Source organism: Fibrella aquatilis, assembly GCF_017353255.1.
Classification (GTDB): Bacteria; Bacteroidota; Bacteroidia; order Cytophagales; family Spirosomataceae; genus Fibrella; species Fibrella aquatilis.
Genome location: NZ_JAFMYU010000005.1, coordinates 66,490 through 81,222, shown reverse-complemented (window position 1 = coordinate 81,222; position 14,733 = coordinate 66,490). Strand labels below are relative to the sequence as shown.

The 14,733-nt window shown below is 53.1% G+C and carries 12 protein-coding genes; 6 read left to right on the top strand and 6 right to left on the bottom strand.

All coding sequences use genetic code 11. The annotated features are described in order from the left end of the window. Positions 1-240 precede the first annotated feature (240 nt). Together J2I48_RS08050 and J2I48_RS08045 are read left to right on the top strand one after the other, a co-directional pair. Positions 241-1,386, top strand: coding sequence for a serine hydrolase domain-containing protein (locus tag J2I48_RS08050; RefSeq protein ID WP_510186075.1), 1,146 nt, complete (start codon positions 241-243; stop codon positions 1,384-1,386). A 56-nt stretch (positions 1,387-1,442) separates the two neighbouring features. Further along, entirely contained in the window at positions 1,443-2,363 is a 921-nt protein-coding gene (locus tag J2I48_RS08045) for an alpha/beta hydrolase (protein WP_207334906.1), read from the top strand. Between the two features lie 93 nt (positions 2,364-2,456). Here the strand turns inward: J2I48_RS08045 and J2I48_RS08040 are convergent, their stop codons facing one another. Further along, a complete protein-coding gene (locus tag J2I48_RS08040) occupies positions 2,457-5,363 on the bottom strand; it encodes a serine hydrolase domain-containing protein (protein WP_445451882.1) in 2,907 nt (968 codons plus the stop codon). Between the two features lie 340 nt (positions 5,364-5,703). Here J2I48_RS08040 and J2I48_RS08035 point away from each other — a divergent pair, with 340 nt between their 5' ends. Beyond that, the gene (locus J2I48_RS08035) at positions 5,704-6,435 is read left to right on the top strand and encodes a DUF2490 domain-containing protein (RefSeq protein ID WP_207334905.1); all 732 of its coding nucleotides are present in this window, start codon (positions 5,704-5,706) and stop codon (positions 6,433-6,435) included. Between the two features lies 1 nt (position 6,436). Beyond that, positions 6,437-6,934: a rhodanese-like domain-containing protein gene (locus tag J2I48_RS08030; RefSeq protein WP_207334904.1), complete on the top strand. Its 498-nt coding sequence runs from the start codon at positions 6,437-6,439 to the stop codon at positions 6,932-6,934. On the opposite strand, the gene J2I48_RS08025 is transcribed toward J2I48_RS08030, so the two are convergent. Continuing rightward, a complete protein-coding gene (locus J2I48_RS08025; RefSeq protein WP_207334903.1) occupies positions 6,880-7,122 on the bottom strand; it encodes a hypothetical protein in 243 nt (80 codons plus the stop codon). The two genes, J2I48_RS08030 and J2I48_RS08025, sit on opposite strands and share 55 nt — an antisense overlap. Before the next feature lie 188 nt (positions 7,123-7,310). On the opposite strand from J2I48_RS08025, the gene J2I48_RS08020 reads away from it, so the two are divergent. Together J2I48_RS08020 and J2I48_RS08015 are read left to right on the top strand one after the other, a co-directional pair. After that, a complete protein-coding gene (locus J2I48_RS08020; protein WP_207334902.1) occupies positions 7,311-7,841 on the top strand; it encodes a hypothetical protein in 531 nt (176 codons plus the stop codon). A 507-nt stretch (positions 7,842-8,348) separates the two neighbouring features. Next, positions 8,349-8,909 carry a low affinity iron permease family protein gene (locus J2I48_RS08015; RefSeq protein WP_207334901.1) on the top strand — a complete coding sequence of 187 codons (561 nt, stop codon included), beginning with the start codon at positions 8,349-8,351 and terminating at the stop codon, positions 8,907-8,909. On the opposite strand, the gene J2I48_RS08010 is transcribed toward J2I48_RS08015, so the two are convergent. The 4 genes from J2I48_RS08010 to J2I48_RS07995 form a co-directional block, all read right to left on the bottom strand. After that, entirely contained in the window at positions 8,906-11,056 is a 2,151-nt protein-coding gene (locus J2I48_RS08010) for an ATP-binding protein (protein ID WP_207334900.1), read from the bottom strand. The genes J2I48_RS08015 and J2I48_RS08010 overlap by 4 nt on opposite strands. 155 nt (positions 11,057-11,211) lie before the next feature. Next, positions 11,212-11,964 (bottom strand): succinate dehydrogenase/fumarate reductase iron-sulfur subunit, encoded by a 753-nt coding sequence (locus tag J2I48_RS08005; RefSeq protein WP_207334899.1) that lies wholly within the window; start codon positions 11,962-11,964, stop codon positions 11,212-11,214. A gap of 86 nt (positions 11,965-12,050) precedes the next feature. Then, complete coding sequence (locus J2I48_RS08000; RefSeq protein WP_207334898.1) at positions 12,051-13,988, bottom strand: fumarate reductase/succinate dehydrogenase flavoprotein subunit; 1,938 nt, start codon at positions 13,986-13,988, stop codon at positions 12,051-12,053. Between the two features lie 25 nt (positions 13,989-14,013). Then, positions 14,014-14,712 carry a succinate dehydrogenase cytochrome b subunit gene (locus J2I48_RS07995; RefSeq protein WP_207334897.1) on the bottom strand — a complete coding sequence of 233 codons (699 nt, stop codon included), beginning with the start codon at positions 14,710-14,712 and terminating at the stop codon, positions 14,014-14,016. Positions 14,713-14,733 lie beyond the last annotated feature (21 nt).

Genomic DNA, 14,733 nt, shown 5'->3' with positions numbered 1-14,733 from the left:
CGATTTTACCCCCACTGGTCGTTATCGGGCCGGGAGGGCACTTATTTTTGTAGCTTGTAAGCAGTAAGGTTACGAATCTTCTCTTTCTTTTCAACTAGTTAGTGATCGCATTGAGCGACTGGATTTGTGCAGATGAGACTGTTGTTATGTCGCCGTTGGGCAGTTATTGCCGTTGTTGTTGGTAGTACTCTGGTTAGTATGTCATGTGGACAGTCTACTCAAACAACCAACCGTTCGACGGTGGAGTTGCGGAACTGTGCCGATGACCAGATTCTATCGCCGACAGAAGAGCAGGTTATTCGGGAATCAATCGGGGCTGACGAGAAAACCCGACAAATTGAAGCCATTATCCAGCAGAAAGTGCGCGGTGGGTTGAACGGCAACGTGCTGGTAGCTCAGAAGGGCATTGTCTTATATAAACATTGCTTTGGGCTGGCTCATTTCGAGAAAAATGACCGCGACACACTGGTCGAGCAGTCTAAATTTCAGCTGGCTTCACTCTCCAAAACGTTCACGGCCATAGCTGTGCTGAAATTGCAGGAAGCCCACAAATTAGCCTTTAGCGACTCTATTCAGCAGTTTTTTCCCGACTTCCCCTACCATAATATAACCATCCGCGACCTGCTAAGCCACCGGAGTGGGCTACCGAACTACGTTTATTCGTTCGACGATAGTATGAAGGTGAATTATTACCGTAAAGAGCCGCACCTGCCCACCAACGCCGATATTATGCACTGGTTTGCTACGGTATCGCCCACGCCGAAAAAATATAACGTGCCGGGCCGGGGGTTTTCGTATAATAACACCAACTATATGGTGCTGGCTGCCATTGTGGAAAAGGTAACCAAACAGCCTTTCGACGAATACCTGCGCCGCACCATTTTCTTGCCCTTGGGTATGCACGACACCTACGTAGCCACCACCAAAAACGATTCCATTAACCAGCACCGCACAGCCGGTTATCAGATGAATCGCCGTATTCCGAAAGATTACTTCGACGGGGTAGTGGGCGATAAGGGGGTTTATTCAACCATCGGCGATCTGTTTCGGTGGTACCGGGCACTCAACGGCGACTGCCTGCTGTCGCGGAAGACACTGGCTGAGGCATTCATTCCGCGCAGTTTCGAGCGAAAAGGTGCCCGCAACTATGGCTATGGCTTTAGGATGCAACTTAATACGCTCAACCAACCCGAATTTATTTACCACACCGGCTGGTGGAAGGGCTACAATACCATGTTTTGGTTTAGCCCCAAAGACGAGTATGTAATTATCATTCTGGGCAACCGCTTAAACTCTACCGTATATAGGGTTCAAGAACTGATTGATGTGTTGCATGGCAGTAAAAAGGCTGGTACGACAGAAGTAGATGGTGAAGTAGAGATCTAGGGGCACGGGCTTTTTTGGGACGGGGTTGCTGACTCTACCCTTAATTTCTCCAGACAATGCACACACTGATCGCCACAGGACTGGCCCTTTCGGTTAGCCTGCTTTCTTCAGCCGCAATGGCCCAAACTGTACTCCCACTCTGGCCTTCGGGTGCCATTCCGCTGGCCAAGCCGGGCGTAACGCTCACCGAAAAAAGTACCACCGAAGGGGGCATTCTCCGTATTAGCGACGTGACCGTGCCTACGCTGACGGTCTACCTGCCCACTAAACCATCATCGACCCAAAAAGCCGCCGTGATGATCTGCCCCGGTGGTGGATACTCTATTCTGGCGGCGGGGCACGAAGGCAGCGACATGGCCAAATGGTTTACCGACCGGGGACTAGTGGCTGTGGTGCTCAAATATCGCCTCCCCGACGACCGCACTCAAACCGTCCCCCGCGAAGTGCCCCTGACCGATGCCATGCAGGGCATGCGGATGATTCGGCAGCAGGCGAGTCAGTATGGCATTGACCCCAGCCGCATTGGCGTAATGGGATTCTCGGCGGGCGGGCACTTAGCCTCTACGCTGTCTACGCATTACAACAGAGGCCCCAAAGCCGACGAGCAGGCTAAGCCCAACTTCACCATCTTGCTCTATCCCGTGATCACCTTCGGCGATAAGGCGCATGGCGGTTCGCGCGATAAACTGCTGGGTCCCGACAAAGCCGATGCGGCCATGATTGAACTGTATTCCAACGAAAAGCAGGTAACGGCCCAAACCCCGCGAACATTCCTGGTGCATGCTATGGATGATAAAGGCGTGCCGGTTGAGAACAGTATCATGTACTATTCGGCCTGTGTACAACATAACGTACCTGCCGAAATGCACCTCTACCCTACTGGCGGTCACGGGTTTGCGCTTCGTACCAAGCCCGGCGAGTCGGTATCAGGCTGGCCCGCCGCCTGTGAAAACTGGCTGCGAAGCTTTCTAAAATAGTGGTGAGTGATGAGCGGTGAGTGATGAGTTTGCTTACGCCAGCATATTACTCAGGCGTAAGCAAACTCATCACTCACCGCTCATCACTCACCACTACTTTTCTTCCTTCAACGAGTTATAGATAACCTCGTGAATGCGCCGACGGAGGCGGGTGGTATTGATGGCGTTGTTGCCGCCGGTGGGATAGAGCCGGTTCGAGAGAAACACAAATACTAACTCTTCGGCGGGGTCAACCCACACCATGTTGCCGGTGAAGCCTGTATGGCCAAACGACTGCGCAGAGGCCTGTGGGGCCAGATAACTACTAGTAGTACTCTCGGGGTTGGGTTTGTCCCAACCTAACGATCGGTGACTACGCGTACTAATCGTCTGCGTGAAGTAAGGCAACGTTTGCGGTTGTAGAATTCGCTGTCCGCCATATACGCCCCGTTGCAGGTCCATTTGTAGTAGCTTGGCAATGTCGTGGGCATTGCCAAACAGGCCTGCATGGCCCGATACGCCGCCCTGCACCGCCGCCATCTGGTCATGAACGGTGCCTACAAGCAACTGATTTCTGAAGTAGGTGTCCTGTTCGGTGGGCGCACAATGAGGGTTGGTTAATTTCTGCAACGGCGTGAAGGTTAAATACTTAAGCCCCAGCGGCTGGTATATCTCACGGTCCACAAACCGGTCGAGTGACTGCTTGCTAACGCGCTCCACAATTTTTTGCAGCATCAGAAAACTCAGATCGCTGTAGACAAATGAAGGTTTACCGTCGGCATCTACCTTACGCGACAGGGGCGACTGAATGACCCATTTCCAGACCGAGTCTTTCACCGCTGGCCTGGCCCAGAGCGTGGGGGCAATTTGCAGGGTGTGCGCACTATCGGACTGATTACTATAGTAGGCCGGGTTCAAACTACCCGACGACGTGCGGGTGCGATCCCAGAGGGTAGGGTAAAATGAGATCAGCCCGGCCTGATGCCAAAGCAAATCCTGAATCAGCATGTTTTGTTTGTTGCTGCCCCGCAGTTCGGGTAGATAAACTGATGCTTTCTGAGTTATGTCGATTTTTTTCTGATCATATAGCACCATTACGGCCTGCAACGTACCCAACACTTTCGTCAGCGATGCCAGGTCATAGAGCGTCTGGTCGGTCACCTTTTCAGTATTGCCCGCGTAGGTAAGCCCGCCGAAATTATGGTCATACACGATCTTTCCCCTGCGGGCCACCAGTACCTGACAGCCTGGAATGACCCGGTCATGCACGGCTAATTCAACCATTTTGTCAATTTTGGCCAATTCAGACGACCGCATACCCACGCTTTCGGGCGAGGCGGGCAAGAGTCGGCCCGATGGGTCAGCAGATAGCCCTAGCCCCTCTTTAAAATCACCTGTCGACACGGGCAAGGCACCTTTCGAGGGTAGGTTGCCAAAGAGAACTTTGGCTGTGGCCTGTTGCATTTCGTCAAACTCCTGGTAGGCACACACAATGGCATCAGCTTCGGTGAGTTTATTGAGGCTATAGGCCGACCCAAACGCCGCTACGACCACCAATTTACCCTTTTCCTTGAGCCGTTTAATGAGCGACAACGATGGCTGATTGATACCATATTGCCGAAACGCCGACTGGTTCATCCCGTGAAAACTGATGATCACCGTACTGGCATCGCCTACGCTGGCCAGTAGTTCCTCTACCTCGGCATCGCCCTGCGGCCGTTCGGGCGACACAATCTGCTGAACCGGCGCCAGGCTGGCCAGTGCCTTTTGAAACACATTGCCCGGCATAGCGCCAATAGCCACCGAAGCCACCCGGCTGGTATCTAATTTGCTCATGGGCAGCAACTTACGAGCATCACTAACCACCGTAACGGCCTGTTCGCACAACTCACGCTTCAGTTGTTTGGCTGCTGGGCTGCTCAGATCCTGCGCCAAACTCGCCAGCGCAATGGGCTTGTACTGGTGCAAACCCGACCAATATTTGGCCCGCAGGATCTTCTTTACTTTTTCGTCGATAAACGACTGCGACAGCGTACCGTTCTGAATGGCTTCCAGAATGACGCGCGTGGCTTCGCGGATATTTTCGGGATAAAGCAGGATGTCGTTACCCGCGGCCAGCGCTTTCAGGTTCACAACCTCTGACCGCTGCGACCGGCTCACGCCCCCCATGTTCAGCGCATCGGTGAAGACTATACCCCGGAAACCAAGCTCTTTCTGCAACAAATCGGTCACGATCTTGCCCGACAGCGTGGCCGCTACGGCGGGGGTTTGGTTGTCTACGCCCGGCACGTGCAGGTGGCCTGTCACCACGCCCATGAGGCTGTCGGCAATGAGGCGGCGGAAAGGATACAGGTCAATGTCGTGCAGTTGTTCCGACGACCGACTGATAAGCGGCAGCGTATGATGCGAGTCGGTGCTGGCGTCGCCGTGGCCGGGGAAATGTTTAGCCGTGGCAATAATATGCTGCGCCTGCAACCCACGCATGTAGGCCGACGCCTTGCCCGCTACGTTTTCTTTGCCCTCGCCAAACGACCGGTTGCCGATGACCGGGTTTTGGGGGTTACTGTTGATGTCGGAAACAGGGGCGAAGTTGATGTGAATACCCAACCGGCTGCACTGACGGCCAATTTCGGCTCCCATCCGGTAGATCAGGTCGTTGTCGCGGATAGCTCCCAGCGTCATCTGCTTCGGAAACTCCATCGTGCTGTCAAGGCGCATGCCCAGGCCCCATTCACCGTCGATACCGATAAAGAGCGGAATCTTAGATGCGGCCTGGTAGCGATTTGTGAGCACCGCCTGCCGGTAAGGTCCACCCTGGAAAAATATGACCCCGCCAATGTGGTAATTATGAATCAGCGTTTCGATGTACTGCCGGTGGTTGTCGCTGTGGTTCGACCAGGCGGCGACCATAAAAAACTGACCGATTTTTTGCTCAGGCGTCATGGTCTGAAACACACTGTCTACCCAGTGTTCACCAGCCAACGGCATTTGCAGCACGTCGACGGGTTTGGGCAAGGCCATGAGCAACCGTCTGCGTAAGCTACGCTCTCCACCATCGTCGCCGGGCCTAATGGTCCATTTCGAGAGAGGTGTAGCCGCCGATGTACCGCGCCACCCCGTTGGAGAGCCGGTCGTATTTCGTAGAAAACCGCGCCCGTTCGTTCCCAGACTCGTTAAATAAGTGGCTAGCAGCAACGTGCCAGTAGCACACAGCAGAACAATACGCTTCCGCATAAGTACGCACATAGGTCAGTAAAATCGTACAATCTTACGGTGGTTAATAGGTTCATATTGGGTGATGGGAACCCTAAATTTAGCCGTTCAGTAGGTTAAACCATAGCTTTACTGGAAAATAAGGCCTATGCGCTACCCGTTTACCTGCTTTTTAATCCACCTGTTCCTACTGATTGGGCCGTTGGTTACTCGGGCGCAGACTTACCGGCACTCGGCAATTTGGCTGCGACTGGCCCCAACCTATTCGCTGACAACCCACTGGAGTTTGCTGGGCGACCTGTATTATCGCCGCCAAAGTAATCCCGACCAGAGTTTGTTAAACGCGCTTGATGCTCCCCTGGTACTGGCGGGCCGGTTGGGCGTGAGCTACCGCACCAAACACTGGCTTTATTCAGTTTATCCCGTTTCGCATTTCTACACCTACCCTGCGCTGGGCAACACCGCCGACTTAAAACGCCCCCCCGTGGCCGAATGGCGACCTACATTGATGGCTGAGTGGACACTGGATATGCCCCATAAATCGGCGTTGCGGCTACGAACGGGGTACGAATACCGTATATTCAACAGCCCCGACTTGCCTAACATCGGTCGATTTAGGGCGCGGGCACTGTGGCGGCGGGGCATTGGTCAGCACAGCTACGGGCAGCTTTGGAACGAAACGCTCTTCTACGCGCCCCCCCTGCTGCCTGGCATGAGCAACGTCTTCGACCTCAACCGCACTAACCTGGCTCTGGGTCATGCGTTCTCGAACTGGTCGACAGTGGAAATAGGTTATCAGTTCACGCACCGACAACGCCGAAGTCAGATAGAATTTGATAATGAACACGCCCTAACGCTGACACTTTTCCTGAAACATTGACATGAAAATTGCCCTTTTTATGGCTTTGATGGCCCTTTCGTTACCTACCCTGGCGCAGCGTACCAACAACAAAGCCTTTGGCATGATGGTCGACGCGCTCATTAGTGAGTCGGTGCCAGTGGTCACCTGCAATGAGCTAAAGCAGATGCCAGAGGCCGTTCGGCTTGATGCCCGTGAACGAAAAGAGTTTGACGTGAGCCACCTGCCGGGTGCCCGCTGGATTGGCTATAACGATTTCGACCTGAAGCGCGTAGCTGATCTGCCCAAAACCACACCTATTGTGGTTTATTGTTCAGTAGGATTCAGAAGCGAAAAGGTGGGCGAAAAGCTACAGGCGGCCGGTTATACCAATATACATAATCTGTATGGCAGCATTTTCGAATGGGTTAACCAGGGTAATCAGGTAGTAGACAGCACCGACAAGCCAACACAATACGTGCATGCCTACTCGCGTACCTGGGGTATTTGGCTGAAGCGGGGCAAAAAAATATACGAATAGCGGCTAAGGTCGCGTAGGCCTCTGGCTGGCTTTGTTTCAGTGCCGATGCCTGCCCGGTTAGCAGCGCTGTTGGCCCGGCGCTCTAAAATGGCTTTACGGGCCGCAAACAGGTTATGTGGCCTGCCAATACCATAGCCACTGAGGCTGGTGGCGGCCCAGAGAATGCTCACAACTAGTGCCGTTTTCATAATACGCTCAGTTTGCATTTGTTCTATAACGACACAAACATAATATATCGCTATGTACTATGCAATACAAAGTACCTGTTTTTGTTTTATGCCCTCAGTAGACCGTTCCCTCAATATAACCTAACATCCCTTTACTAAGGGCGTTCAGTAATTAGACTATCAAGACGATAGACATAAAGGCTAAACGTATGAAAAAGGTAATGATTTTCGCAGCTCTGCTACTTGCCGGGCTATCTTTTGGTGTTCAGGCACAAACAACACCATCTACCCCCTCAACCACAGGCGGGTCGACTACCGGCACTGGTACCCCCACAACGGGCAATACCGGCACTGGCACTTACAACAACTCGACAAATACGTCGACCAACTCAGGTACTTACCAAACGCAGCCCACCACGGGTTCGTCGTCGGGCACGTATCAGGGCACACAGCCTGCCACAGGCTCGTCGTCGCAAACGGGGACAATGCAGAATGGTACGATGCAAAACGGTACCATGCGTAGCGGCTCTTCGTCAACGCAATCAGACCGGACTATGCAAAACGGTACCATGCAAAATGGCAACCGTACGCGCACTACCGACCGCACCACGATGGACCAGATGGACACAACTACGCCAAACGGACAGGGAAGCATGAACCGCACGAACAGCAATTCACGGAGCCGGTCAACGCGTAGCTCGTCGGGTACGACCACACGGCCGAATTCGGCAACCAACTAGTTAGTCGTTCGGCACGTTGTGCGGTATTTAGCAATGCTCACAGGCTGTTTAGCTGTTGATCATAAATACGCCGTCTGGTCAATTAATTTATTAATTGATCAGACGGCGTTCTATTTTTGTACACATATTAACCTATGAAAACCGTAACGTACACTATGAAGAGCACAACCACTGTTGGTTTGCTTGCTATGCTGCTTGCAATAGCCTGCCCAGTCTATACGTTTGCCCAGGGGCAGCAGAACCCTGCCTTTAGGGCCGCCAAATCACCTGTTGATACACTAACTAAACGCTACCGGGTCAGCAAACCAGATAGTCTGCACCGACGGGCAAGCATGAGCCGGATCGACACTGTTAGGGGTAGTCGATAAACTTATTTTTTCTTACCTAGGGGACTTTAAGCCCCCTTTTTTATGCCTTTTCTATTTTTAAGCTGTCTTTAACTAATAAAATAACCGTCTGGACAGCCTTTCGCTGTTATAGGTTGAACTCGTTCACTCAACAATAACAATGGAAGATCTGACAACATGTAATGAACCGGCACCAGAGAAAAATTGGGCTGAACGGTTCGACCACTTCGCGCTATACATTACGCGTATCACGGGCAGTTCAACGGCTTTTATCCTGGCTATGCTGGTTGTGCTTGTTTGGGCAGCTACCGGGCCAATCTTTCATTACTCTGAAACCTGGCAGTTGGTCATCAATACAGGCACCACCATCATCACGTTTCTAATGGTTTTTGTGATTCAGAAAGCACAAAACAAAGAGTCATTGGCCGTGCAGCTGAAGCTCAACGAGTTGATCGCCGCCACCAAAGGAGCGAGTAACCGGCTGGTTTCGGTCGAAAATTTATCGGAGCAGGAATTACAAGTACTTTGCGAACACTACAATGCCATGGCCGAACTGACCCGGCAAGCCAGCGACCTACTAAAATCACACTCTGTAGAAGAAGCTATCCGCGACACCGAAGAAAAGCTGACCGACACGGGCACCCGCGACAGCAAAGGCCGCACCAGCTCTACAGAGGCGGCCTTATCGTCGTTAGCCTCCACCGTTAAAACCAAGCACTAGCTGACCAGGGGCAGGTTGATTACAAACGTGGTGCCTTCGCCCTCTACCGATTCCGCGCGGAGATTACCACCGTGGCCTTTGGTGATGATGTCGTAGCTGAGGCTCAGACCCAGACCGGTACCCTGGCCAGCGGGTTTGGTAGTAAAAAAGGGCTGAAAAATCTTGCCCAGCGTTCCTGCTGGTATTCCTGTGCCGTTGTCAGTTACTCGTATTTCAACGATATTACCTGCTGTTTTCGTCTGTACCGAAACCGTTGGCTCATACCCTGCCAGGGCTAAAGTAGCGCGTTGTTGAACAGCGTAGAAGGCGTTGTTGAACAAGTTTAGCAGCACCCGGCCCAGATCCTGGCTCACCACCGAAACGGGCGGCATATGTAGATCAAAATCAGTTAACAGTCTGGCATTAAACAGCTTGTCCTTGGCTCTTAGTCCGTGATAGCTAAGCCGCAGGTATTCGTCGGCCAGTGCATTCAGGTTGGTGGGTTCATGTTGGCCGCTGGTGTTACGGCTGTGTTCTAACATGCCACGGACAATGCTGGATGCCCGCTTTCCGTGCAGGCTGATCTTGCTCAGGTTCTGGGTCAGGTCGCCCAGCAGTTCGGTTTCCAAGGCTTCGTCCCGTTTGGCAGCTGGCTTTCGTTTTTCCTCCTGCATCTCCTCCACCAGTTCTGTGCTTACTTCGGTGAAGTTATTGACGAAGTTGAGCGGGTTCTGAATCTCGTGGGCAATGCCCGCCGTTAGTTCACCCAGCGAGGCCATCTTTTCGCGTTGCACCAGTTGCTGCTGCGTGGCCCGTAGTTCGGCTAATGATTGGCTCAGTTCGGCAGTACGTGCGGCTACCTGTTCTTCCAAAAATGCCTTTTGCTGCGTCAGGATGGCCTCTTTCTCTTCCGAAAGTTGCTTTACTTCGGCCAGATTGTGAGTCAGTGCGGCATTGGTCTGCGCATTTTCGCGAGCCAGCAATAAGGCCAGCGTGAGGGGTACGGTAATGAAAAACAGGGCGTTAATCGTTTCGTTTATGGTCGCGGCGTAAGGAGCTAGCGGCTCTGCGAATACATAATTGACAATGAGTTGGCTTGTCAGCATCACGATCAGGGAAATCAAACTTCCCATAACGATCCACCCGTCGGCCGACTTCGCTTTGATGGCCCTCACGCTCAGGAACATACCCTGGGTTAGCAACATCGTGATCCCAAATGAAAACAAATAGTTGACAAACATAGCGCCAGTATAGTTACTCAGGATGACGTTTACCAGCATGAGCAGAGATGTTATCCAGAACACTATGCCCGTACGTCGCTGCAAATAGGCGTAGTAGGTAAGCAGCAGGCAACAGAAGTAGAGCGTGAACGAGAGCAGGCTGAAGAAGCCCAGCCAGGCTATCTGCACAAGGCTGCTGGTGTATTTGATGGCATTCTCGGCAATAAAATACACCGCGCCAAATACCATCGTTAGCCCAAAAATGAGGCTGATTCGTTTTCGGCGATACATAAAATAGAGGGCATGAACCACCCCCAGCGCCAGGAAAAACCCGGCCAGCCAATAAGCCCCGGCGGCATCCCAAAACGTGCGAAGCACTACGCGGCGGGTAATACCTTTTGTTGGCGCAAGCCGCAGCCCAAACGCACCATTTACTTTATCGAGCCGGTTGGGTTCATACCAAGGCACGGGCCGGTGAGCCAGCCGAACGGCCAATACATGTATACCGGGACGCAACAGGGGCAGCACTTCGTAGTCACCCTGTGGGGCCGTGGCGGCCTCGATTACCCTGCCTGCCCTGTCCATTCGGCCATAGGCCCGCAACAGTTTTCCATCCAGATATACTTCCGAAGCCCCAATCTGCGCAATGCGAATAGACAGTGACTGTGCAGTAACGGACGAATCAAGGTCAACCGTTAACCGGAGCCAGCCGATACCTGTTTTTCTGAAACTAGGCAACTGATCTATAGTAGGATAGCTCGATATGGTATCCCAACGTGCATCATCTATTGCTGGAGAAGCCCAGGTGGGGTTATCGCCAGCATGCCAGCGCCAGCCTTTATCAGGAACAACTCCCTGCTTTGGCAGGCTGTCGATAGGAAACGTTTGGGCAGATGCAGTAACTGCGGTTAAACCACAGACAACGAGCAGAAATAAGGTGGGTTTCATGCCCCAAATTAGGTGCTGTCGTCAGTATTTCCACTCAGCCGTTTTTGAACAGGCATGAAAAAACCTCCTGCTTTAAAGACAGGAGGTTTTTTCATGCACAAGATACTGTAAACTGTAGCGTTGAATTGATAGCTGAGCAGTGTTCCGCTAATCAATCAGACAGCTTCAGATGTGATTTTAGCACCGAGGTATTCGCGGTTGAGACGCGCAATATGATCTAGCGAAATCGACTTGGGGCATTCTACCGAGCAAGCCCCCGTGAAGGAACACGCACCAAAACCCTCGGCGTCCATCTGCGCCACCATACGCTCGGCCCGAATGCTCGACTCGGCCTGTCCTTGTGGCAATACAGCCAGGTGAGACACTTTCGCTGCCACAAACAACATAGCCGACGCGTTTTTGCAGGCGGCTACGCAGGCACCGCAGCCAATACACTGAGCGGCATCCATAGCCTCATCGGCAATGGTGCGGGGAATTGGTGTCTCGTTGGCATCGCGAGCCGAACCGGTATTGACCGATACAAAACCACCCGACTGCACCACCCGGTCAAACGCCGACCGGTCGACCATAAGGTCTTTAATGACGGGAAAAGCCCTTGCCCGCCAGGGTTCCACAATAACGGTGTCGCCATCGGCGAAGCTCCGCATATGCAATTGGCAAGTGGTGGCACCCGTCTGCGGCCCATGCGCCCGGCCGTTGATGTACATCGAGCACATGCCGCAGATACCCTCGCGGCAGTCATGGTCAAACGCCACCGGCTCGTCGCCTTTGTGCATTAGTTCATCATTCAGCACGTCGAACATTTCCAGAAACGACATGTCGGGCGAGATGTTATCTAACTTATAGTCAACGAGTTTGCCCGCCGCATTCCCGTTTTTCTGTCTCCAGACTTTGAGATTGATTTTCATTTTTGAAATGGATGCTGGACGTTAGATGCTAGATGTTGGACTGTTGAACGGATCCAACATCCAATGTCCAGTATCCAACATCTAGTTTATTTGTAGCTCCGTTGCGTCAGTTTCACGTTTTCGAAGATCAGGTCTTCTTTGTGCAACACTTCGGGCTGGTTTTCACCTTTGTATTCCCAAGCCGCCACGTAGGCAAAGTTGGCATCGTCGCGGAGGGCCTCACCGTCTTCGGTTTGGTACTCTTCGCGGAAGTGCCCGCCGCATGATTCCTCCCGCGCCAGCGCATCGTCGACCATCAGTTCGCCCAGTTCGATAAAGTCAGCCACGCGGCCGGCCTGCTCCAGGGCCTGGTTCATTTCTTCGGCGTCACCCACCACGCGCATATTGGTCCAGAACTCTTTTTTCAGGTCCTGGATCATACCCTTGGCTTTTTTCAACCCTTCGGCCGAGCGCGACATGCCGCAGTAGTCCCACATGATGTGGCCCAGTTCGCGGTGCAATTCTTCCGGAGTGCGTTCACCTTTGGCGCTAATCAGCCGGTCGATCATGTGCTTCACATTCTGCTCAGCTTCTTTAAAAGCGGGTGCTTCAGCAGGTACCTTGTCGGCGTGACCAATGGTGGCCAGGTAATCGCCCAGGGTGTAGGGCACCACAAAATAGCCGTCGGCTAGGCCCTGCATGAGCGCCGAAGCACCCAGGCGGTTAGCACCGTGGTCAGAGAAGTTGGCTTCACCCAATGCGTAAAGCCCTGGAATAGAAGTCATTAAATTATAATCGACCCAAAGACCGCCCATTGTGTAGTGCACGGCGGGGTAGATCATCATCGGCGTTTCGTACGGGTTGTCGTCGACGATTTTTTCGTACATCTCGAATAGGTTACCATACTTGGCTTCAATCGTGGTACGACCGTCGCGCTTGATGGCATCGGCAAAATCGAGGTAGACAGCCAGGCCGGTAGCGGCCACGCCACGACCTTCGTCGCAAACGTATTTGGCATTTCGGGAGGCCACGTCGCGGGGTACCAGGTTACCAAAAGCCGGATAACGGCGCTCCAGGAAATAGTCGCGGTCTTCTTCTTTCAGGTCAGTTGCTTTTAACTGCCCCTTCCGAATTTTCTCGGCATCTTCTTTGGTCTTTGGTGCCCACACCCGTCCGTCGTTCCGCAGTGATTCCGACATCAGCGTCAGCTTCGACTGGTACTTGCCTTTCACCGGAATACAGGTAGGGTGAATCTGCGTGAAGCAGGGGTTGGCCATCAGCGCGCCTTTCTTGTGCGCCCGCCACGCCGCCGTCACGTTCGACCCCATAGCGTTGGTGCTCAGGTAGAACACGTTGCCGTAGCCACCCGTACACAGCAGCACTGCGTGCGCCGAGTGCGACTCGATCTTACCCGTTACCAGGTTACGCGTAATAATGCCGCGGGCTTTTCCGCCTTCCACTACCACGTCGAGCATTTCGGTGCGGGGGAACATCTTCACTTTGCCGTTGGCAATCTGCCGACTCAGGGCTGAATAGGCACCCAGCAGCAGTTGCTGACCAGTTTGGCCCCGCGCGTAGAATGTACGGCTCACCTGCGCCCCGCCAAATGAACGGTTGGCCAGCAGCCCGCCATACTCACGGGCAAAAGGTACGCCCTGCGCCACGCACTGGTCAATGATGTTGACGCTTACTTCGGCCAGACGGTATACGTTGCCTTCGCGGGCGCGGTAGTCGCCACCTTTGATGGTATCGTAGAATAACCGGAAAACAGAGTCCCCGTCGTTCTGGTAGTTTTTGGCGGCGTTGATACCACCCTGGGCCGCAATGCTGTGCGCCCGGCGGGGGCTATCCTGAAAGCAAAAAGCCTTCACGGTGTAGCCCAGTTCGGCCAGCGAGGCGGCCGCCGAGGCGCCCGCCAGACCAGTACCAACCACAATTACTTCATACTTCCGCTTGTTGGCCGGGTTTACCAGCTTCAAGCCGAACTTGTGCCGCGCCCATTTTTCGGCTAACGGTCCTTCCGGAATTTTTGACTCTAAGTTCATAGACGCTCGTTGTTAGGAAAGCTACTTATCCGATGACACCTACGTGTTTAAGGAAAAAATAAACCGGCATGGCTGCAAAGAGGGCCGGAATCAATATAGAAAAAACCCAAACTCCCAAAAATTCGATCAGGGGCGTGTACTTCTTGTGGCGCAGCCCCAGCGTTTGAAAACCACTTTTGAAACCGTGCACGAGGTGATAGCTCAGTGCGGCCATGGCAATCACGTAAAACAACACATACCACCAGTTTGAGAAGGCCTCCAGCACAATTTTGTAGAGGTCTTTGTACTCCTTGCCGTCATATTCGGCCATGGGGATGGGGCCGAAGTGCATGGTGTACCAGAACGTACGCATGTGGATGACAATGAAAATCAGGAGCACCGTACCCAGAATACCCATGTTGCGCGACGACCAGGGGCTGTTGGCCTCCGGGCGAGCATACGCATACTTTACCGGGCGCGAAGCCTGATTGTGGCGAGTTAGCAGCAGCGCCATAATGGCGTGAACAACAATAGACGTGTAGAGCAGATACGACACCGTCATGATCACCGGGTTGTGGGTCATGAAGAAGCTGTACTCGTTGAACGCCCGGCCACCGTCAGCCTTAAACAATTGCAGATTACCTGCCACGTGTACAATTAGAAACGTACACAGAAACAGGCCCGTCAGCGACATGATCACTTTTCGTCCAAGCGAACTGGCCAACGTTTGGGTTACCCAAGACATAGGTTATTAAGCAGATATACA

Coding starts and splice junctions, on each gene's coding strand:
- J2I48_RS08040 (WP_445451882.1), bottom strand. CDS start 5,363: ATGGCCTTGCCCAAACCCGTCGACGTGCTGCAAATGCCGTTGGCTGGT.
- J2I48_RS08010 (WP_207334900.1), bottom strand. CDS start 11,056: ATGAAACCCACCTTATTTCTGCTCGTTGTCTGTGGTTTAACCGCAGTT.
- J2I48_RS08030 (WP_207334904.1), top strand. CDS start 6,437: ATGAAAATTGCCCTTTTTATGGCTTTGATGGCCCTTTCGTTACCTACC.
- J2I48_RS08005 (WP_207334899.1), bottom strand. CDS start 11,964: ATGAAAATCAATCTCAAAGTCTGGAGACAGAAAAACGGGAATGCGGCG.
- J2I48_RS08020 (WP_207334902.1), top strand. CDS start 7,311: ATGAAAAAGGTAATGATTTTCGCAGCTCTGCTACTTGCCGGGCTATCT.
- J2I48_RS08035 (WP_207334905.1), top strand. CDS start 5,704: ATGCGCTACCCGTTTACCTGCTTTTTAATCCACCTGTTCCTACTGATT.
- J2I48_RS08015 (WP_207334901.1), top strand. CDS start 8,349: ATGGAAGATCTGACAACATGTAATGAACCGGCACCAGAGAAAAATTGG.
- J2I48_RS07995 (WP_207334897.1), bottom strand. CDS start 14,712: ATGTCTTGGGTAACCCAAACGTTGGCCAGTTCGCTTGGACGAAAAGTG.
- J2I48_RS08045 (WP_207334906.1), top strand. CDS start 1,443: ATGCACACACTGATCGCCACAGGACTGGCCCTTTCGGTTAGCCTGCTT.
- J2I48_RS08025 (WP_207334903.1), bottom strand. CDS start 7,122: ATGAAAACGGCACTAGTTGTGAGCATTCTCTGGGCCGCCACCAGCCTC.
- J2I48_RS08000 (WP_207334898.1), bottom strand. CDS start 13,988: ATGAACTTAGAGTCAAAAATTCCGGAAGGACCGTTAGCCGAAAAATGG.